Source organism: Pseudoalteromonas sp. APM04 (assembly GCF_022809815.1).
In the GTDB taxonomy this organism is placed as follows: Bacteria; Pseudomonadota; Gammaproteobacteria; order Enterobacterales; family Alteromonadaceae; genus Pseudoalteromonas; species Pseudoalteromonas marina.
The window spans coordinates 2,949,974-2,971,274 of sequence record NZ_CP094441.1 but is presented as its reverse complement, the minus strand read 5'-3'; the positions used below and the strand labels follow the sequence as shown (position 1 = coordinate 2,971,274).

Annotated in this window: 18 protein-coding genes; 7 read left to right on the top strand and 11 right to left on the bottom strand. The window is 40.1% G+C overall.

Translation table 11 applies throughout. The annotated features are described in order from the left end of the window. The first annotated feature begins 8 nt into the window (after window positions 1-8). Window positions 9-914 (top strand): tetratricopeptide repeat protein, encoded by a 906-nt coding sequence (locus MTP24_RS13735; RefSeq protein ID WP_243531697.1) that lies wholly within the window; start codon window positions 9-11, stop codon window positions 912-914. 85 nt (window positions 915-999) lie between these two features. Here the strand turns inward: MTP24_RS13735 and MTP24_RS13730 are convergent, their stop codons facing one another. Further along, window positions 1,000-1,926, bottom strand: a complete 927-nt coding sequence (locus tag MTP24_RS13730; RefSeq protein ID WP_010556607.1) for a manganese-dependent inorganic pyrophosphatase — start codon at window positions 1,924-1,926, stop codon at window positions 1,000-1,002. A 118-nt stretch (window positions 1,927-2,044) separates the two neighbouring features. Between MTP24_RS13730 and MTP24_RS13725 the strand changes: the two genes are divergently transcribed. Together MTP24_RS13725 and mutM are read left to right on the top strand one after the other, a co-directional pair. Next, window positions 2,045-2,560, top strand: a complete 516-nt coding sequence (locus tag MTP24_RS13725) for a hypothetical protein (protein ID WP_033019392.1) — start codon at window positions 2,045-2,047, stop codon at window positions 2,558-2,560. Further along, window positions 2,560-3,369, top strand: coding sequence for a bifunctional DNA-formamidopyrimidine glycosylase/DNA-(apurinic or apyrimidinic site) lyase (gene mutM / locus MTP24_RS13720; RefSeq protein ID WP_006793230.1), 810 nt, complete (start codon window positions 2,560-2,562; stop codon window positions 3,367-3,369). The genes MTP24_RS13725 and mutM overlap by 1 nt, the downstream gene beginning before the upstream one ends. An 80-nt stretch (window positions 3,370-3,449) precedes the next feature. Here mutM and MTP24_RS13715 read toward each other — a convergent pair whose 3' ends face one another. From MTP24_RS13715 to lptD, 7 genes are all read right to left on the bottom strand, one after another. Beyond that, window positions 3,450-5,465, bottom strand: coding sequence for a methyl-accepting chemotaxis protein (locus MTP24_RS13715; protein WP_010556604.1), 2,016 nt, complete (start codon window positions 5,463-5,465; stop codon window positions 3,450-3,452). Between the two features lie 155 nt (window positions 5,466-5,620). Continuing rightward, window positions 5,621-6,421 carry a symmetrical bis(5'-nucleosyl)-tetraphosphatase gene (locus MTP24_RS13710; RefSeq protein WP_039038028.1) on the bottom strand — a complete coding sequence of 267 codons (801 nt, stop codon included), beginning with the start codon at window positions 6,419-6,421 and terminating at the stop codon, window positions 5,621-5,623. Window positions 6,422-6,433: 12 nt separating this feature from the next. After that, the gene (gene apaG, locus MTP24_RS13705; protein WP_006793227.1) at window positions 6,434-6,823 is read right to left on the bottom strand and encodes a Co2+/Mg2+ efflux protein ApaG; all 390 of its coding nucleotides are present in this window, start codon (window positions 6,821-6,823) and stop codon (window positions 6,434-6,436) included. Further along, window positions 6,807-7,613: a 16S rRNA (adenine(1518)-N(6)/adenine(1519)-N(6))-dimethyltransferase RsmA gene (gene rsmA, locus MTP24_RS13700; RefSeq protein WP_006793226.1), complete on the bottom strand. Its 807-nt coding sequence runs from the start codon at window positions 7,611-7,613 to the stop codon at window positions 6,807-6,809. Before rsmA ends, apaG begins: the two co-directional genes overlap by 17 nt. Continuing rightward, entirely contained in the window at window positions 7,610-8,602 is a 993-nt protein-coding gene (gene pdxA, locus MTP24_RS13695) for a 4-hydroxythreonine-4-phosphate dehydrogenase PdxA (RefSeq protein ID WP_203985125.1), read from the bottom strand. The genes rsmA and pdxA overlap by 4 nt, the downstream gene beginning before the upstream one ends. A 2-nt stretch (window positions 8,603-8,604) precedes the next feature. Then, entirely contained in the window at window positions 8,605-9,900 is a 1,296-nt protein-coding gene (gene surA / locus MTP24_RS13690) for a peptidylprolyl isomerase SurA (RefSeq protein ID WP_006793224.1), read from the bottom strand. A gap of 39 nt (window positions 9,901-9,939) precedes the next feature. Further along, entirely contained in the window at window positions 9,940-12,186 is a 2,247-nt protein-coding gene (gene lptD / locus MTP24_RS13685) for an LPS assembly protein LptD (protein WP_243531694.1), read from the bottom strand. 112 nt (window positions 12,187-12,298) lie between these two features. On the opposite strand from lptD, the gene MTP24_RS13680 reads away from it, so the two are divergent. Genes MTP24_RS13680 through djlA form a run of 3 tightly spaced genes read left to right on the top strand, consistent with a single transcriptional unit; the run spans window position 12,299 to window position 14,841 of the window. Beyond that, window positions 12,299-13,300: a phosphotransferase gene (locus MTP24_RS13680; protein WP_243531692.1), complete on the top strand. Its 1,002-nt coding sequence runs from the start codon at window positions 12,299-12,301 to the stop codon at window positions 13,298-13,300. After that, entirely contained in the window at window positions 13,297-13,950 is a 654-nt protein-coding gene (gene murU / locus MTP24_RS13675) for an N-acetylmuramate alpha-1-phosphate uridylyltransferase MurU (RefSeq protein ID WP_243531690.1), read from the top strand. The genes MTP24_RS13680 and murU overlap by 4 nt, the downstream gene beginning before the upstream one ends. A 33-nt stretch (window positions 13,951-13,983) precedes the next feature. After that, window positions 13,984-14,841 (top strand): co-chaperone DjlA, encoded by an 858-nt coding sequence (gene djlA, locus MTP24_RS13670; RefSeq protein ID WP_058429690.1) that lies wholly within the window; start codon window positions 13,984-13,986, stop codon window positions 14,839-14,841. Here the strand turns inward: djlA and MTP24_RS13665 are convergent. The 3 genes from MTP24_RS13665 to rapA form a co-directional block, all read right to left on the bottom strand. Next, complete coding sequence (locus tag MTP24_RS13665) at window positions 14,824-15,729, bottom strand: DUF3530 family protein (RefSeq protein WP_243531688.1); 906 nt, start codon at window positions 15,727-15,729, stop codon at window positions 14,824-14,826. The genes djlA and MTP24_RS13665 overlap by 18 nt on opposite strands. Window positions 15,730-15,848: 119 nt before the next feature. Next, complete coding sequence (gene rluA, locus MTP24_RS13660; protein WP_243531686.1) at window positions 15,849-16,502, bottom strand: bifunctional tRNA pseudouridine(32) synthase/23S rRNA pseudouridine(746) synthase RluA; 654 nt, start codon at window positions 16,500-16,502, stop codon at window positions 15,849-15,851. Between the two features lie 193 nt (window positions 16,503-16,695). Next, window positions 16,696-19,590: an RNA polymerase-associated protein RapA gene (rapA, locus tag MTP24_RS13655; RefSeq protein WP_243531684.1), complete on the bottom strand. Its 2,895-nt coding sequence runs from the start codon at window positions 19,588-19,590 to the stop codon at window positions 16,696-16,698. A gap of 307 nt (window positions 19,591-19,897) precedes the next feature. Between rapA and MTP24_RS13650 the strand changes: the two genes are divergently transcribed. Then, on the top strand, window positions 19,898-21,295 hold the full coding sequence (locus MTP24_RS13650; protein WP_243531682.1) for a PhoH family protein: 1,398 nt from the start codon (window positions 19,898-19,900) through the stop codon (window positions 21,293-21,295). Window positions 21,296-21,301 lie beyond the last annotated feature (6 nt).

Here is a 21,301-nt window from a genome sequence, read left to right as displayed (position 1 = left end):
GTGTTCTAATGCTGAAGCATGTTTTAATTGTTTTTTTGCTTTTATATGTAAGCATGGGTGCAAAAGCCTCTGAAAACTTAAGTGATCATGAAGTGTTTTGTATGAAAACAGACCAAGATTGCTTAACCTACATTCAATCTCGCCTTTTAAATACACAAAAGAACTCCTCTAATTGGTATAAATTGAAAACTTACGAGTTTGACTATTATTTTGATTATCAAAAATTCGATAATCTTCATAGCGCATTAAGCCCCTTTGTTGACCAAGAAGAATTACCCGGCGCATTTAAAATACAAGTTTATTTTTATTATGCTAAATCGCTTAATTACTTGGGTGATAAGCAACAAGCGAAAGCCTATGCGGCAAAAGCATTTGCTCAACTTGATGAAATTTATAATGTATTTGGTGATCCTTTAAGGCTTGTAGAGCTGGCTAATTTACAGCACATATTTGGCGATAAAAAAAAGGCACTAAGGGTATTGCTTGATGCCGAAAAGCGTTATGCAAAAAGTAGTGATGCTATTTTTCACTTTGAGCTGCACATCAATAAAGGGCACATTTATTACAATTGGCAACAGTACCCTCAAGCGATAGAAAGTAATTTAAAAGCCTACAACGCTATAAAAAGAACAAAACACCATGCTAAAACTGTAATTGCGCTAGGTAACTTAGCTTTTTCATATTTTAAGCATAATGATTTTAATAACGCAGTAAAATATTATAAAACTGCGTTCGACTACATCGAACCGGATAGCATTTACCAAGCAACCTATAGTTTACGTTTAGCGCAATCGTATTGGGAGTTGGGTAACAAAATACAAGCGGCTTTGTGGTTAAATAAAATAGATAGAACTAATGTGGAATTCTCAAAAAACCATGCAAAAGTTTATGATGAAATAAAAAGTAAAATCTAATGCTAGTTTGCTCTTTAAATTTAAAAACAAAAAAGCCGATAATGCATATTCAATATCGGCTTTTTAGTGTTATTTATTAAAGCTATTAGGCTTTAGCAAAGGCATCTTGTAGTGGAGGTACTACTTGCTTTTTACGGCTTAATACACCATCTAACCATACTTTATCATTTTCTGGTTTTACGCCGTAAGCCTGCTCAACTAAGTTTGCATCGTCAGATACAATTAGCATTTGTGAGCCTTCTTTCATAATATCGGTAAGCAGCAAAAATACTGAGTGACGATTACCTTCGGCTTTAAGCTTTGCAATATCAGCTTCAAGGTCAGCTTTAATATCGTCAAACACAGCAAGGTCGATTACTTCTAGTTGGCCAATACCTACTAGGTTACCGTTCATGTTGAAATCTTTAAAGTCACGCATAACTAAGTCACGTGCAGGTGTATCTTCTACTGCAGACTTAACGCGGAACATATCCATGCCTAGTTCTTTAAAGTCTTCAACACCCGCAATTTCAGCAAGTGCTTCAACACATTTAATATCGGCAGTGGTACATGTAGGTGATTTAAATATTACGGTGTCGCTTAAAATTGCACACATCATAATACCTGCGATGTCTTTAGGGATTTCTACGCTGTAAAAATCGTACATCATTTTAATAATGGTATTTGAGCAGCCAACAGGACGGATCCAACATTCAAGCGGAGTAGATGATGTTAAGTCACCTAATTTATGGTGATCTACCACGCCAACAACGCGGGCTTGGTCGATATCATCAGGTGCTTGTGTTTTTTCTGTGTGATCGACAATATACACATCTTCGCCCGCGTAGCTTAATTTAAGCTCAGGTGCTTCGAAGCCAAATTTATCAAGGATAAATTGAGTTTCTGGTGAAACTTCACCAAGACGAGTTGGTATTGCCGGCTCATCAATTTGGTTTTTTAAATAAGCCAGTGCAATTGCACCACAAATAGAATCTGAATCTGGGATTTTATGGCCCACTACATACATAGACATTGACGGAACTCCTTTAAATTTGCCGATATTCTAACAAAGTCTGCGCCCTTTAACATATAGACAGTGCAATTAAGTTTTAGTTACACTTTAAAATATTGAATTTACTAGGTGTATAAATATGCGACTGGGCCGTAAGGGGTGGAATAACGTTATAATCTTCTCGATGCTGATTATGATTTTCTTTTTAAATGGTTGGCATAAGCAGTTTTTAAGTGGTGAACAAGAGCCCACATTGCAAGCGGTGTTACCTACACAAAGCTTTGTTTTAACCCTTAGTTTTGTTGATCAAAAAATTGAGCGTATTGGTACTAGTTGGCGTACAACTGCAATAAAGAAAGATGTGCCTGTTTTTTGGCAACCATCAGAGCAACAACTACAAGAACTTGTTAATATTTGGCAAGGAATACAGTTGCCAGTGGTTAATGAGTCTGTGGTTTTTAACCCAAATGCGCCTTTGTTTGTTGCCACATTTGAATTAGCTGGAGAAAGTTTGCCTTGGGTATATTTACTTTACAAAGGAAATAATCAGTATTATTTACTCGAAAAAAGTACTCAGCGCGTATTTGCACTTGATCTAACTATAGCTACACAGTTGTTTCCTAGTTTTGATTTTTCACAAAGTGGGTCTAATTAATGCCTGAATTACCAGAGGTAGAAGTGAGCCGAATGGGCATTACTCCTCATATAAAAAACCAAGTTGTAACCAAGGTTAATATTTATAATGCGAGTATGCGCTGGCCAGTACCTGACGATGTTTACCAGCTAGAGGGGTTAACTGTTACCAATATTGAGCGCCGTGCAAAATATTTATTGCTGCATTGTGAGCTTGGTAGCACTATTTTACATTTAGGTATGTCAGGTAACCTAAGGGTTGTAGATAAGAGTGAGCCTTTAAAAAAGCACGACCATGTTGAATTTGTATTTGCTAATGATAAAGCGCTGCGCTTAAACGATCCTCGCCGCTTTGGGTGTTGCTTATGGCAAGAGCCAGGTGAGGTGCATAAGTTACTCTCAAAGCTTGGCCCAGAGCCCTTAACGGATAACTTTTTCGCAAAGCGCGTATACGAGCAGTCACGCAATAAAAAAGTACCTGTAAAACAGTTTATTATGGATAACGCTGTGGTAGTAGGGGTTGGGAATATTTACGCTAACGAGTCACTGTTTAAAGCTGGGATTCATCCAAAGCGCGAAGCGGGGAAGGTGTCACTTAAGCGCTATCAAGCACTTATCCCTATAATAAAAGACACGCTTGCTGCCGCTATCACTCAAGGTGGTACCACGCTTAAAGACTTTGCACAAAGTGATGGTAAGCCGGGTTATTTTGCTCAAGAGCTATTGGTATATGGGCGAAAAGGAAAGCCCTGTTTAACGTGTGATAATGAGCTGGAAGAAATAAGGCTGGGGCAGCGTAGTACCGTTTTTTGTTCACATTGCCAAAAGTAACTACCTTTACTTTCTAATGCTATAAAGAAAACCCCGTTAACACATGGTGCTAACGGGGTTTTTAGTATATACAAAGCGTTTTAAACTTTAAACTCGTCTACCGATAAACGCAGCTCTTCGGCTAGTTTTGCTACTTCAGAGCTTGAGATATTAGTTTGGCTTGCGCCTTCAGCTGTTTGTTCTGCAATAGCAACAATTGACTCCAAACGTTCACTAATTTCTTCAGCCACTTGTTGTTGCTCAAGTGCTGCTGTAGATATTTCTTCACTCACGTCATGGGCTTGCGATACCGCAAAGGTGATTGAGTCAAGCGCTGTACTTGCTAAGTCAGTTTGCTCTACACACGATACCGCACGTTGCTTACCTTTGGTCATTGCTGTTACAGCCGCTTCTGCGCCCGTTTGTAGCGATTCAATCATTGATTGGATCTCTTGTGTCGACTCTTGAGTTTTACTTGCCAGTGAGCGTACTTCGTCTGCTACAACGGCAAAGCCACGGCCGTATTCACCTGCACGAGCGGCTTCGATTGCGGCGTTAAGCGCGAGTAAGTTAGTTTGATCTGCAATGCCACGAATAACATCAAGTATGCTGCCAATCGATGCGCTATCTTGGTGAAGCTTATTAATAACTTGAGAGGCATCATCAACCTCGCGAGCAAGTTGCTCAATAGTTGATTTGTTATTGTTGGAAATACCTTTAACACGTTCAGCTTCTTTATCTGCGTTTTTAATTTCGCTTAATGCTTGCTGTGCACTATTGCTTACTGTTTGCGATGTGCTGCTCATTTCAGTCGTTGCTGTTGCTGCCTGCTGCACTTGTGCTTGCTGGTTACTAATAGCTTGGCTTGATTCTGCAGTAATTGCCGAAGTTTCTTCTGATGCAGCCGCTAGTTGGGTCGAGCGAGAAATAATCCCTTTGATTAAGCTGCGTAAGCTGTCTATTAGAGTATTACAGCTTTTTGATAGCTCGCCAAATTCGTCTTTAGCGCTGTCATCCAAGCGTTGAGTCATATCACCACTGGCTACAATATCTAAAATTCTGTTTACTTCGGCAAGTGGCTTGGTAATACGGCTTACGGTTATATATGCAATGGCGATGGCAAGTAAAGTTGCGATAACCATACCAACCCATGTCCATAAGTTTGCTGAGTCTACGTCATTACGAACGCCTTTTTGAAGCTCAAAGGCAACATTACTTGCTTGCGAAACTAACTCGTCAATTTGATTAAGTGCTATTTTTGTTGCGGCTTCTGAGTCGGCTAGCTCTTTTTCAGTGAGCGCAATTGAATCAATTAAACGTTTTTTATTCGCGGCTAAACTGTTGTTACCTTTTACGTTACTCTCAAGTGCTTCAACATGCTCTTTGAGGTCATTAAACAAGTCGCTATGGCTTTGCTCAATAGCCGGTTTAATTAGAGCAACAGTGCGTGTTACTTCTTCAAGATAGTAGGTTTGCTCGCTTTTAACGATATCTAATGTGGTTAACGTTTTTACTGTTAACATGTCGGTACTGTTGGTAACCACCGACATAAAGTTATTTTCCAAGTTATTCGCAGCTTGGAAAGCACGAGGGTGGTCTTGTTCAAAACCATCTATATCAATTATGTCTAAAACTACTGAGTTAGCATCTTCTGCGCTAAGCTCAATGGCTTCAATTTGTGCAGTGAGTGTTTTATTTAATGCAAGTTGTTTATTTTTATCTTCGAGTAAGTTTTCAACAATACTTAAAAAGTTTTCATAGGTTTGCTCAACACTTTGACTACTTTTACTTAGTTCAGGGTCGTTTTTAACAACGCTCTGAAGCTGTGCATGGAGTTCGTTGAATGATTTTTTTTGTTCGAATACTCTTTTTTTAATGGGTTCAAGCTCACTTGCGGATGAAGTATAAAAACTTGCTTGTGCTGCCTTACTCATTAATATGAATTCAGCTTGTAGCTCTGAACTTTTGTTTAATGCCGGTAATGATAGCTGGTTCACCTGTTGAGTAGAACGGTCTATATTCGCTATTTTAATTAACGAATTGCCGCCAATAATTAAAAGTAATAGCGTGATAAATATAAAACCACCCCAAATACGTTGGCTCACTGTTAGATTCATATGGATTTCCACTCAAAGATACTTTAATTAAAACTTATCGGCTTTTATTCGGATAAGTTAAGTAATTAAAATCAATTACTTTAATTAATTTTAACTATTAGTTTATAAATCTAACAGATGTATTGGAATTTTTCAGGTTATTTAGGTAAAAAGAGTCATTTTTCTATAAATAGATTTTTTGTTTTAAGTTCCATTAACGTCATCCCGTTACCCCATACACAGCCTGTGTCTAAAGCATGAACATGGTTAACCCCTGTTTTACCCTCAAGTGATGCCCAGTGACCAAAAACAAGCTCATCCTTAAGTGTGAGAATGTTCTTGTGCATAAACCACGGTGTTAACATTTTGCTATCTGCTATTGCACCTTTTGCATTAAGGTCTAGCTTATGGTCATGGGTTAAAAAGCGCATGCGGGTAAAGTAGTTAACTATATATCTAAACTTTTCGTAGTCATTGAGTGTTGTTGACCACTTTTTAGGATGGGGAGAGTACATATGCTTAAAAAAGTTTTTTGCATTCTTTGATTGATAGCAATCTTGAGCAAATTTTGCGTGTTGCAATGCATCTTCAATTGACCAATCAGGGTTTAAGCCTGCATGAGAGATAAAGCAATTATGTGTTTTTAAATATAAAGCGAGTGGTTGGGTTTGTAAAAAAGAGATATAACGCTTGAGTAAGCTGCTTTTAAAAATAGGAGCTAATTTATCTTTTGGGTTAGTCGGCTTATTTAAAAAATAACAAGCAATCATGTGCAAATCATGATTACCCAGTGTGATTGTCATGCTGTCTTGATGTTGATAGATGAAATCAAGGCAGGCAAGTGAGTCAGGGCCACGGGCAACAATATCACCCACTAAATATAGGTGATCTTTACTTGGGTTAAAATCAACCCTTTGTAACAAGGTGCTGAACTCTTTGAAGCACCCTTGTAAATCACCTATTGCATAATCGGCCATGTAGCGTTTTTACTAATGCAAAATATTAGGGCAAGCTAAACGAAATACATTAATAGGTGCTTCAAACTCTGCACCAAACTCGTTGCGTAGCGTGTAGTGGCCTTGCATTGTACCGACAGGCGTATCTAGGATAGCACCACTGGTGTATTTGTAACTCTCACCTGGGCCAATTGTGGGGGTTTCGCCAACAACGCCTTCGCCTTCAACTTCAACTTCTTTGCCGTTTGCGTCTGTAATTAACCAATAACGATGCAATAACTTAGCACTACATAAACTATGATTTTTTATTGTTACAGAGTAGGCAAATACGTATTTTTCTATTTCCGGCTGTGATTGACCTTCAACATAAAATGTCTCTACAGACACCTTTACAGGTGATCCAATATTACTGCTCTTTGTCATAAATCCAGTTAGCTATATCAATAAATTGTTGTAAAGATAAACTTTCAGCACGTAATGTAGCGTCAACACCTATGCTTGCCATTTCTTCGGCTGTAAGTAAGTTGCCAAGGCTGTTTCGTAATGTTTTACGGCGTTGATTAAACGCTTCTAAACATACCGTGTTAAGTATTTTTACGCTTTTAGCTGTTCGTTGTTCAGGCTTTTTAGGAATTAAGCGAATAACTGCAGAGTCAACTTTAGGAGCGGGCTTAAAACATTCTGGCGGCACTTCAATTACAGGCATTGCATTACAGTAGTACTGCGTCATCACGCTTAAACGACCAAATGTTTTACTGCCAGGACCTGCAACCATGCGCTTTACAACTTCTTTTTGAAGCATAAAGTGCATGTGCTCAATGTTATCGGCAAACTCAAAAAGATGAAATAACAATGGCGTGGAGATGTTGTAAGGTAAATTACCAAACACTTTTAACTTTTTGTCGTCTTTAACTAAGCTTGCAAAGTCGTACTTCATTGCATCGCCTTGGTTTACCGTTAATTTTGGCCCTAAAAATGGGTGTTCAATTAAGCGTTTTGCAAGGTCTTTATCTAGCTCTACAACTGTTAGGTGTCCGCTAAGTTCAGCCACAGGTTCGGTGATCGCACCTAAGCCTGGGCCTATTTCTACTAAATTATCTTCTGGTTTAGGATCGATTGCTGAAACTATTTTATCGATGATCATTTCATCAAATAGAAAGTTTTGTCCAAAACGTTTTCGGGCGCGGTGTCCTAAGTGTACTTTATCGGTCATTGATTTTGTGCTTTTTCATGGGCGAGCTTAATTGCTTCGCGGATCGCTAATTCAAAACTTCCAACATCGGCGGTACCTGTACCAGCTAAATCTAGCGCTGTACCGTGGTCAACTGAAGTGCGAATAAAAGGTAAACCCAGTGTGATATTCACCGATTTACCAAATCCTTTGTATTTTAGCACAGGTAAACCCTGATCGTGATACATAGCAAGTACGGCATCGGCCTCAGAAAGGTATTTATCCTGAAATAATGTATCGGCAGGTAGTGGACCAATTAAATTCATCCCTTGGTTTCTTAAAATATCAAGGGTAGGGGTAATTGTGTCTATTTCTTCACGGCCCAAGTGACCATCTTCACCAGCGTGCGGATTTAACCCACAAACTAATATACGTGGCCTTTCAATACCAAACTTAGTCCGTAAGTCGTGATCTAAAATAGTGGCAACTTTAGTCAGGCGATCTTCGGTGATTGCACGTGATACATAAGCCAGCGGGATGTGTGTTGTCACAAGTGCAACACGGAGCCCTTCTGTGGCTAATAACATGACAACATCTGCAGTGTTTGATTGTTGTGCAAAATATTCTGTGTGGCCACTGAACGAAATGCCGGCTTTATTTATAATCCCTTTGTGAACAGGGCCTGTAACGACAGCGTCAAACGTCCCATCCATGTTTTTTTCGCTTGCGATGCGCAAGGTGTCTAACACGTATTGGCCATTAGCATCGTTAAGTACGCCTAACTCTACATCATCACCTAAATTGACTTGATAAATATACACGCTGCCTGCGGGTGTTGTTTTTGCGGGGGCGTTTTCATCAAACTCAATGAGGTTTATAGGTAAACCTAAAAGTTTTGCACGTTCTTTTAATAGTTTGGCATCAGCAAGCACAACAAGTTGTGCGTCCCACGCTTGCTGAGCAAGCGTAATGAGCAAATCTGGACCAATACCGGCAGGTTCACCTGGTGTAATTGCTATTCTTAAGGTCATATTTATTCGTCTGTAGGGAAAATTTCAACATGGGCTTGTTCGCGCATTTCTTGCTGCCAGTTGAAGCTTTCTTCTTTAAATTTACGGTTAAATAGCATGCCATGTGCGCGGTTACGTTTTGCTAACTCAGTTTTATCAGCAACACGTTTGTCGAGTAGCTGTACTATATGCCAACCAAACTGGGTTCTAAAAGGCTCGCTAATCTCGTCTTGTTTGAGCGATAGTAATGTATCTCTAAACGCAGGAACATAGGTAGTTGGATCAGTCCAATCGTATTCACCGCCTTTGAGTGCAGAGCCTGGATCTTCAGAGTATTCTTTAGCGAGCTCGCCAAAATCAGCGTTGCCAGCACGTAGGTCTTTAGCAAAACCAGCAAGCATATTACGTGCTTTTTCTTCGCTTAGAATAATTGAAGGTTCAATAAGTATGTGGCGTGAGCGCACTTCTGTTGTTTCAACTACTTGTAGGCCACGCACATCTTGAACTTTAATAATATGAAAGCCAGCACCTGAGCGAAGTGGCCCTACGATAGCATCTTTCTTTTTACTCTTTACAGCTTCAGCGAAAAGAGAAGGCATCTCATTTATACCCATCCAACCTAATTGACCGCCTTCAAGTGCTTTTGAGCCGCTTGATGATGAAATTGCAATGCGTTTAAATTCTTGGCCGTCGTTAAGTAATTCAATAACTTTATCAGCACGGGTTTTAGCCGCTGATATTTCATCTGCTGTTGCTTCGTTAGGAATATCGATCAGGATGTGGCCAATATCATACTCTTCCGCACTTTGACCTTGGCTAGCCATTATTTTTAATAAATTATCGACTTCTTGCTCACTAATATAAATGCGGCGGTCAACGTTTGCGCGGGTAACTTGTTGTGTTGTGATCTCTTTACGTATTTCTTCACGGTATGCTTGAAAGCTATCGCCAGATGCTTCAACCGTTCGTCGTAAATCGCTAATTGTACCGCCTTGCTCTTTTGCAATGTTAGCAAGCGTTTGATCTAACTGGCTGTCAGAAATTTGTAAACCCATGCGCTCAGCCATTTGCATCATCAGTGCTTGGCTAACTAAACGTTCCATGGCTTGCACACGTAAAGTTTCGTCTTTAGGTAATTGTTGACCTTGTTCTTGGGCTTGCTTTTTTACGCGATCAACAATGGAGTTTACTTCGCTTTGTAAAATAACACCTTGGTTTACAATGCCAACAACTTTGTCAATTTCTACTGGTTCAGCAAATGCATTTTGGCACAGGCTGATACTTAAAACGGTTGATACTAATAATTTTTTTAAAGTCATGTTCTATTTACTACTCTTGCTAATAGTACGTTTGTGATACTAGTTATTAAGAAAATACGGTCTACGATAGCCAAAAATACCTTGTTGTAATAGTTTTTGTGCATCATAGCGGCTTTTACTTCCCAGTCCTTTTAGTACAAAATTAAAACTAATACCTGAATCAAAGGTGGCTTGCTCTGTACCTATTGACTGATTTAAATCAGTTTCGATTTGGCGGTGACCAGTAATTTGAAACGCCCAACAGCACGATTCATACTGCAACCCACTTAATATTTCGACACTTCGGTTGTTTTCAAGGTCGCGATGATAGCTTGCAATAAACTGCCATTCGTCACTTATTGGAATACTTGTAAACACACCCGTTTGCTCGATTGTATTTCCTGAGACATCATTTGCATAGCGATGGTTCAATTGCACTAGCTGATTATTATCACCTTTGTAATCTAAAGTGGCATTTGATTGAATCATTTGTTTGCTATCAGTGTTGTACTGTATACCCGCAGAAAAATACCAACGACGATGCCAATGTACCATGGTTTGCGCTGCAAATAATGCATTGTAATTGGTATCTGAGTTTAAGCTTTGCTCGGTTGGCTTGGCATCATCAGATAAATAAAAGATTTGTCCGGCACTAAAGTTAAAAATCTCTTCTTGTTTTTTATCAAATAAGCGCGTTGTTGCACCGAGCGTAAACTGGTTTGCAGCAGCTATTCGATCAACACCAGAAAAGCGTGTGTCTCTAAATAAGCCGTAATAATCGTCTTGTAATTTGGTTGTATCGTATAAACCAATATCAGATTGATCCTTATTAGGCGTATATAAATACTGTATTTGCGGCTCTAGTGTTTGAATGCCGTCTTGGACAAGGTAGGACGTATCGCGCTCAAAATTAAGCTGTGAATATAAACGTACTTTTGGCAAAGTACGCGATACGCTTTGCTTAAACTGTGTGCCAGATAGGTCACCTTGTTGATCGTAATTTGTTTGTAATAAGCTTACTTCAGATAAAAATGACCATGCGTATTGGTCGTAATCAAACCGTGCTTTTGGCTCAATATGAACTCGAGTTGCTTGATCTATAATTGCAGAGCTGTTGGTAAAATGGCTCAACTCACCAGACACGCTAAAATCAAAATGATCAAATTTCCATGGTGCTGTTTGTGTGAAATTAATTTGTGGTATAGCAGTGTACGACTCTAAGTGATCACCCAGTACCTCAAAGTTTTGAACTTTTATATCGGTCCGCCATGTGTCTCCTAAATGAGTCAGTACGCCGGTACGATAAAGTTGGGTGTCGGTTTTACTTGCATAATTAGATTCTAAATCAGTAATGTAGTTATCGTCGCTTACATTGGTAACGTCAACACTTGCTCGCCAATTTTCGTTTAAGTAACTTTTTTGCTGCCAATGAAACATGTAGCGCTCACCAAGCGCTGGCTCTGAGTCGTCTTTGTTTAGGTATTCTATACCCACTAGGCCTTCATGTTGCTTGGTTAAATATCTAAGCTCTGTTTTTAATTGCAAACCCTTGTTAGCCATATAACGCGGCGTGATGGTGGCATCTAAGTTAGGCGCAATATTCCAATAATAAGGAGTAATGGTTTCTAAGCCATACTTGTCTGAGCTTGAGATACTAGGCGTGAGTAATCCCGATTTACGGCGCTCGTCTAATGGAAAAGTAAAATAAGGTAAATATAAAACAGGGGTATTTAAAATTCGAAGTATGGCGTTGTGAGTTTCACCCCAACCTTCTTCGCGAGATAAATTAATCTCGTCGGCTTCAATTTCCCAAGCTGGGGTTTCGCCCGGACAAGCAGTAAAGCTTGCATTCATCAGTACTAAGCCAGAATCGTTTATAGTGAGCTTTTCAGCACCGCCTTTACCTTGTTGTTCTGTTAGCTTGTAATCAGCACCTAACAGGCTAATTTCTGAATTATTTAAATCGGCATTTAACCCTGAGCTATTTACGTTACTAACAGCATCGCGATATACAATAGGACCTGTGGCATTAAGTAAACCACGTTGCTTGTCTATCAATGCAGTTTGTGCGGACAAACTCATATTAACGGTGTTAATATCAACATTGCCGGTAAATTCGGCGCTTTGAGTACCAAGGAGTTCTACATCATCAGCTTTAATGTCAACATTACCGAGTTTTACGCCAGGTAGCGGTTGCCAAGCTCTGGTTTGCATTGAAGTGCCACAAAGTTTGTGTGTCAGTTCAGTTTCGGCAAGCGATGGTGCGCTAACTACGCTTAGCATCAAAATGCCCCAGGTTTTGCTCATTTATTGACCCTAATACTGTGTGTATAAATATAATTTACACATAATAAAGGAAAATAATGGCAAATACAGTAATTGACCTAATTAACTTAGTTAAAAATAGATATCTTATAAAATGACACGCTTTGATAATTTACAACACTTCATAACGACCCACTTTGGCAAACAGCCAGATACCCTTGAGGCGATAACCGGAGATGCGAGTTTTAGGCGGTATTTTCGCTTAACAATTAATAATCAGCACTTTATTGTAATGGACTCCGATCCACAAAAGGTCAATAACGCACCATATTTATCTTTGAATCAAGTTTTTACTGACCAGGGTTTTTTGTTACCGCATATTATTAAAAGTGATGAACAACAAGGCTTTTTTATTTTAACTGATTTAGGCAGCACACACTTAGCCGACATGCTTAATGATGCAAATAGAACCGACTACTACACACAGTTAATAAGTTTATCAGCCAAGTGGGCACAAACGCCTGAGGCTTCAGATATGCAGGCCTATGGTAAAGACTTTATAGCGCTTGAATTGTCGATATTCAGCCAATGGTTAGTAAAAGAGTTTATTGCTGAAAACGTTGATACAAACCAACTTAAAATGTGGGAGTTGAGCTGTGATCTACTCACTAAAACCATGCTTGAACAACCCACGGTCACAGTTCATCGCGACTTCCACAGCCGTAATATTATGCACAGCGATTCTCAGTGGGCAATAATTGATTACCAAGACACCGTACGCGGGCCACTTTGTTACGATTTAGTTTCGTTGTTACGCGATTGCTATTTTAAGCTCCCTAACAATGAACTCGCTCAGTTACTAGTATTTGGATATAACGAGTTTAAACGCGAAGGCTTAGTCACTAACACGTCGTTTGAAGAATTTAAAGTTTGGTTTGACTTAACGGGTTTACAGCGTCATTTAAAAGCCGCAGGTATATTTTGTCGCCTGTATTTGCGTGACGGTAAGGCCGGTTATTTAGCTAATATTTTGCCTACCCTTGAATATATTGTAGATGTTGCTGAACGCTATCCTGAACTCAATGCACTCAGTGACTGGGTTAAAAATACGATAGTGCCAAAAGTGACTAAAAGATTAGAGCAGGTAAATTTATGAAAGCCATGATTTTAGCCGCAGGGCGTGGGCAGCGCATGATGCCGCTCACTCAAACTATGCCTAAACCTATGCTTAAAGTGCAAAATAAACCACTAATAGAGCATCATGTTAATAACTTAAAGGCCGCTGGCATTACCGACATAGTGATAAACCTTGCATGGCAGGGTGATAAAATTAAAGCGTACTTTAAAGATGGCAGTCAATTTGGTGTAAATATTGTTTATAGCCAAGAAGTTGAAGGCGGCCTTGAGACCGCCGGTGGTATTATTCAAGCACTTCCTTTATTGGGTGAGTCGTTTATTGTGATAAATGGCGATGTATTTACCGATTACGATGTAAGCTCGCTTATGCAATTACATTTACAGCCAGGAGAGGCACATTTGGTGCTTATTGAAAATCCCCCACACAATCTTGGTGGGGATTTTACATTGAGCCATTTATCGCCAGATAGTCAAAAATATACGTTTTCGGGTATTAGTCGTTATCAGGCTGACTTTTTTAATGGTTTAGAGCCGGGCATTCGTCCGCTTGGGCCGTTATTGCGAGAAAAACTAAGTAAGCATTTAGTGTCTACCGAGCTTTATATTGGTAATTGGGATGATATAGGCACACCAGCGCGTTTAATGGCATTAAATGAGCGCTTGGCGTAAGCCGACACATAATTAATAGGAGTAGTCGTTTACATGTGGGGAAAAATACTCGGATTTTGTTTTGGTTTTATGTTTGGCAAAATTTTTGGTGCTATTTTAGGGTTATACCTTGGTCATTTATTTGATAAAAGCTTAAAAAATAATTTTGATAAGGCGGGTGGTTTTTCAAGTTTATTTAATGGTGATGATGTCCACGAGCGTCAAGCGCTATTCTTTTCAAGCTGCTTTGCAGTGATGGGGCATATTGCAAAGTCTAATGGCCGAGTAAGCGAGGTACACATTAAAGCCGCTAGCTTATTTATGGACGAAATGGGTTTGAAAGGCGAAGAACGCCGTGAAGCACAGCATGCATTTCAAGCGGGTAAACAAAGCGACTTTTCATTAAAAGAAACCGTCTATGATTTTAAAGAACGCTTTGCTAAGCGTCATGATTTACTGCAATTATTTTTAGAAATACAAATTCAAATGGCGTTTTCTGATGGCGTTTTAGCTGACCAAGAAAAGCAGTTATTAAGTGAAGTAAGCAAGCAGTTAGGTATTTCTAAAACTCATTTTGCGTTTGTACTTAAACGCTATCAAGCTGAATTTAACTTTAGAAAACAGCAACAGCGTTACCAACAGCAGCAAGGGCAAAGTAGCAGTTATAAAGAAGGCTCAGGGCACCATGTACCCCCCAACAATAATATGAATCGTGCGCAAGCGCTTGGGCTTTTAGGACTTAACGATGGGGCAACCGAGCGGGAAGTAAAAGTAGCGTACCGAAAGTTAATGGCGCAACATCACCCTGATAAATTAGTATCGCAAGGTTTACCAAAACATATGATGGAATTGGCGGTTAAAAAAAGCCAAGACATTCAAGCAGCCTATGAGTATTTAAAAAAGGCGGCGTAAAAAGCCGTCTATTTCTTTTGTTAGCCGAGCATGTTGTTGAGGTTGATCACGAAGCCCAAATAACTGGCGCTGGCGGTAGTCAAACTTGGCGTTTCGGTTAACCCAGCGCTGGCGATTTTTTAAGTTAATTAAAATATCACGGTTGTCGCTGGCGTAATAAATATCTAAAAATGCAGGCGTAACAAGAGACGTTGTTTGGCTTAAGCTTTTATTGCGCTTTGCATTGGGCAGATAGCTACTTACACTAATAAACGCATCAATACGCTCCTGTGGAAAGTCTGCATAGTACTCAGTTAAAACCCCTGCGCTGGTGCCTTGCGCAATTACAACGATATTAGTGGGTTCTTGCATCGCGGTTTGGTAAAGCGCTTTGTAGCGAGCAAGTAAATTTAGTTTGTAGTTATCGAGTATTTCGTCGCTGATGGCTTCAATGGCATCCACATGATGAGGCGCTTCATTTTTACTTGAAGCATCAGGCTGCTCTGATTCACTGTTGGCTTGACTCTCTGTTTCAGTGGCGGCACTTGGTGCTGTTTCTGCAGCAGACTCAGCTATTTTACTCGCTTGCCAATCAATATCAGGGGTGGTCATCGCATAGGTGGTGTAGCCTAAATTGTTAAGCTCTTTGCGTAAGTAACTCATTCCAGCATTGTTGGTAGGGGTTGATTGCCAATCGGGAATAAGTAATACAATCCCTCTAAAATCAGCGCTCATGTATTCACTACGTAAACTTAAAAATTCAGTTTCACCTGCTAGCATTGTTTTTACTTCGTCGGTAGGTAAAAGGCGTTTAATATCGCTATTTTCAATACTTGATAAAGAAGGCGGGGCAATATGTTCTGCAGCCGTTGTACAGAGTCCTAAAAGGGCTACACAGCTAAACGCCATGTAACACAGAACCTTTTTAAATAATTGCAAAAACACCATAACACGCTCAACCAGTCGTCATTAGTTAGGTATCGGCATGCTTGTTTAAAAGTTTAATTTTTCCTAAGTAATTGAGCCCATTAAAACTCGGGTTTTGCTTCAAAGGTCATTACTTGTTCGGTTACTGGGTGTTTTAGTTGCAACATTTGTGCGTGGAGTTGTAAACGCGGTGCGGCTGCAAGCGCCTCTTTATGAGCATAGAGTCGGTCACCTAAAATAGGGTGGTCAAGGCTTAGCATGTGTACGCGCAATTGATGTGAACGCCCCGTAATTGGAGTGAGCTCTACGCGTGTGGCGTTTTCTTCTCGTTCAAGTACTTTGAAATGAGTGAGTGATGGCTTGCCATTTTCATGATCTACCATTTGCTTTGGGCGATTAGGCCAGTCGCAAATAAGGGGTAAATCAACCGAGCCATTGTTTTGTTCAAGCTTACCAAAAACGCGAGCTATATAACGCTTAGCGGTTTCGCGATCTTGAAATTGCATACTTAAATGTCGGTGTGCAGCTTTATTCATAGCAAGGCAGAGTATGCCAGACGTTGCCATATCAAGACGATGAACAATTCTTGCAGTTGGAAATACGCGATTAACGCGGTTAATTAAGCTGTCGGCATGCTTAGGATCTTTACCCGGTACGGTCAATAATTCGCTGGGTTTATTAACAATGAGCAAGTCGTCGTCTTGAAAAAGTATGGTTAAATACGGGTTCATTGGGGGATTGTAATTAACTAACACGGCCGACCTTAATGATTTTGAAGGACGCTATTTTAGGGTAGCAAGGGCAAAGGCTCAAGGAAAACATTGATAGCCTGTACGAAGGCTTCTAATTTATATACTTTTTTGAATATAAAAAAGCGCGGTATAAATACCACGCTTTACTTAGCTGCTGTTGTTTGCAATTTTTACTAACAACTAAAAGCTCAAAACCTTAGTGAGAAACCACGATTAAGCGAATTGCATCTAGTTGTAACTGCGCCTTTTCAATGTGTGCAGTTAGCTCGGTGCGTTGCTTATCGTAAAAGGTAATTTCTTCTTGGCGAATATTAGGGTTAATTTGCTTAAGCGCGCTTAATCGCTCTTGTTCTTCGCTAAGAGACGTTTGCATTTTAGCTAGCGACTGTGCACGAATAACCTCGAGTTTTTCTTGTGCCATGTCTTTTGCAGTTGTGATCATAGGGTGAATTGCGCTTTGTAACGCACCCGCAAGTTTACTTGCTGTTTGACGACCAACGGCTGAAAGCTGTTGGTTAAACCCGTCAAATGCGACGTTTTCGCCTAAGTTATTACTGGCTTTATCAAGCAATATACGAATAGGCGTTGGAGGTAAAAAGCGGCCCACTTGTAATGCTTTAGGCGCCATTGCTTCGGCTACAAAAATAAGCTCAACAAAAAAGGTGCCCGCAGGGAGTTTTTTGTTTTTGAGTAAAGCAACCGATGCGCTACCAAAGTCATCATCACAAATCATATCCATCGTGCCTTGCACCATTGGATGATCCCAACTGATAAAATGTACATCTTCTTGCGAAAGTGCAGTATCACGGTCAAATGTCACTGTCATGCCGTCATCTTTAAGCGATGGAAATGACGCGCTTAACATATGCTCTGTAGGCTTTAATATAATTGTATTTTCGCCTTTGTCTTCTTGGCTTACACCAAAGGTGTCGAACACGTTAATCATGTAGCTGGGCAGCTCAAACTGGTTGTCGAGCTTTTCAATATCAGCAACTAATGAGTCGGCGGCGCCTTGCCCCGATGAGTGCAGTTCTAATAAACGATCTCGTCCACTTTCCATTTTTTTACGTAGCACAGTATTTTGCTGAGCGACTTGCTCAAGGAGTGGGTCAAGTTCGTCTTCATCACAGTTATGGGCTGAAATAAACTCGAGTAAGTCATCACGAAATTCTTTATACAATAGCTGGCCAGTTGTTGATGTGGTTTCAAACGCATCCAGGCCTTCATTGTACCAACGCAGTAACACTTCTTGCGCCGTGTTTTCAAAATATGGCACGTGAATGTTTACATCTTGTGTTTGCCCTATACGGTCTAATCGACCAATTCGTTGCTCTAGTAAATCTGGGTTTAATGGTAAATCAAATAACACTAGGTGATGTGAGAACTGAAAGTTACGACCTTCTGAGCCAATTTCTGAACACAATAATATTTGTGCGTTATCGTATTCGTCTGCAAAAAAGGCGGCCGCGCGGTCACGCTCTATAATTGACATACCTTCGTGGAAAACCGAGGCTTTAATCGCTTCACGTTCACGCAGTATTTGTTCAAGGCTAATAGCCGTTTCGGCCTTGGCACAAATAAGGAGTACTTTTTCGTGTTTAAGCGTTTTAAGTGTTTCGATTAACCAATCTACGCGAGGGTCAAAGGCGCCCCAGCTTGCGCTTTCACCTTCAAACTCTTGGAATATTTTTTCAGGAAAAAGAGCACGATGCGCGCTCAGCTCAGCGTTTTGAATACCACTCATGTTACCTAATACCGACATGGCCGTTTTGTATTGCTTTGGTAATGCCATTGGATAGGCATGCAATTTACGACTTGGGTAGCCATCAATGCCACTGCGGCTATTTCTGAACAATATACGGCCAGTACCGTGTCTGTCGAGTAGCATGTTAAGTATTTCTTTACGCGCTGGTAAATCACCTTGCTGTGCTTTTTCAAGAATGACGGTAATGTCGGTTTCTTTTAATAGCTCGATAAGCGTTGCTTTTGCATTGTCGTCAAGAGCTTGCTCTTGCAATAACTGGTTTGCAGCTTGCGCTACATCTTTGTAATTGGCTTCTTCTTCTTTGAATACGTCGTAGTCGTAAAAACGGTCAGGGTCGAGCAATTGTAAACGTGCAAAGTGACTGCTATGGCCTAGTTGATCAGGCGTTGCTGTAAGTAAAATAAGGCCTGGAATATCTTGGCTTAGCTCAGCCATGCGCTGATATTCAGTACTTGGTTTACCGTTATTAATGCTTAAGTGGTGCGCTTCATCAACAACTAATAGATCCCAATCAGCCAATGTGGCTTGTTCAAACCAGCGCTTTTTCTTGGTTAAAAACTCAAGACTAGTAAGGACTAGCTGCTCTGTATCAAATACATTTGGCGAGTCGGCAAAGGCTTCGTCGCAACGCTCTTCATCAAAAATAGAAAAACGTAGGTTAAAGCGGCGTAGCATTTCGACTAACCACTGGTGCTGAAGGTTTTCAGGTACAACAATAAGTACACGGCTGGCGCGGCCACTAATAATTTGCTGATGCAGAATCATGCCTGCTTCAATGGTTTTACCTAAGCCTACTTCGTCAGATAATAATACGCGTGGTGCAAAACGTTTACCCACTTCTTGGGCAATGTAAAGCTGATGCGGAATAAGGTTAGCGCGTTGACCAATCAATCCTTTTATAGGTGATTGCTCGCGTTCAAATTTATGTTGCCATGTTTGGTAACGAAGCGTGTAACGATCAAAACGGTCTACTTGGCCGGCAAATAAACGGTCTTGTGGCTTATTAAATTTTATGAAATGATCTAAAAAGGTTTCTTTTAACTTTGCTTCTTCGCCGTTATCAACACGGGTGCCCACATAGCAAAGTAACTCACCTTGTACTTCAATAGATTCGACTTCTAATTCCCATTCTTCAACGCTTTTGATCACATCGCCTGGATTAAATGCCACACGGGTAACGGGTGCTTCTGCTGTAGAGTAAACACGGTTTTCACCACTGGCTGGAAATAATATGCTGACCTGGCGGCCTTCAATGGCAACAACGGTGCCTAATCCTAAATCTGACTCTGTATCACTGATCCAACGCTGACCTAAGGAAAAATTCATGTATGTCTCGTCTATGATGAAAAGGGCGGCTATGTTACCTGTAAGCTAACACCACTGCAAGGCGCTATTTAGCTCACTTTTAATTAATTTTATAAGTGTTAATTATAAAGAATAAAACCGCCATTTTTTAACCTATTAAAAAGGTAAATAAAAACTAAATTCAGGTTGTAATAAAACGGACTTTTATGACAAATAGACTAAACTTTCAATATGCCTTGGCAATTAAGTATTGCAGGTTTTGATTTTTGCCCGTTTTACTTAGTTATTTTGGTATAGCATAAAAATCATAAAACGTAAGGAAAGTGCTATGGAAAAAGCTTCGAACCTTGAAAGTAAAATGTATGTGCTAGACACCAACGTACTCCTCCACGAGCCCCTCGCTTATTTGTCTTTTCAAGAACATAACGTGGTTATTCCGATGACCGTACTTGAAGAGCTTGATCATATTAAAGATAGAAAACACGATGTAAGCCGCGATGCCCGCGTTGCAATTCGTGGTTTAGATGAGGTACTCAAAAACGCAACCCCTGAACAAATGCTACAAGGTGTAGCCTTACCCAGTAATAAAAAAGCAAAGTCGAGCTCTGCCGGTACGCTCATTATTGTTAACGACCATTTATTCGCAGACTCAATTTCGGGTTTGCCAGGCAATGAAAACGACCATCGAATTATTAACTGTGCTGTATATTTACAAAAGCAGCATAGCGATTCAAAAGTGATATTGGTTACCAAAGATATAAACATGCGCTTAAAAGCTAAAGGTGCAGGGCTTAAATATGTAGAGGATTACCGAACAGATCAGCTTATTGATGATATTAATTTGCTCACTAGCGGATATAAAAAAGTAGAGGGTGATTTTTGGGAACATGTAGGGCAATGCAATACAGAGCAGCACGGGCGAGATACGTATCATCATGTGCCTAAAAATTTAATACCCGATGTATTTTGTAATGAGTATTTACTTGACGAGAGTAATCACTTTGCAGCTAGGGTAAAGTCGTTTGATGATAAGCACATTACTATAAAAGATATTAGTGTTGAGCGGTTAATGCATCATCATGCATGGGGCGTTAAGCCCAAAAATATTTATCAGGGTATGGCGCTTGATGCATTACTTGATACTAGCATTGAGCTGGTGATTTTAACGGGCCCCGCTGGATGTGGGAAAACGTTATTAGCGCTTGCCTGTGCACTTGAGTTGGTTATAGAAAAAGGTATTTACGATAAAGTGCTTGTGACCCGAAATACCCCTGAAATTGCAGAGTCTATTGGTTTTTTACCCGGTACGGAAGAGGAAAAAATGGCGCCGTGGCTCGCTGCTATTACCGATACGCTAGAAGTGCTCCATAAGGGTGACGAGAACCCAATATCGAGCCGAAATTACATCATGGAAAAGGCCAATGTACAGTTTAAGTCGGTTAATTTTATGCGTGGGCGCAGTATTCAAAATGCGGTGGTGATTTTAGATGAAAGCCAAAATTTAACAGCGTCTCAACTTAAAACAATTATTACTCGATGCGGAGAAGGCACCAAGCTCATTTGCACCGGTAATTTAGCGCAAATAGACAGTAATTATTTAACGCCAGTCACATCAGGTTTAACCTACATAGTAGAGCGTTTTAAAAACTTTGAAGGCAGTGCAACTATAAATCTTAATGGTGTTGTAAGGAGTCGGTTGGCTTCATTTGCAGAAGAGAATTTATAACTTGCG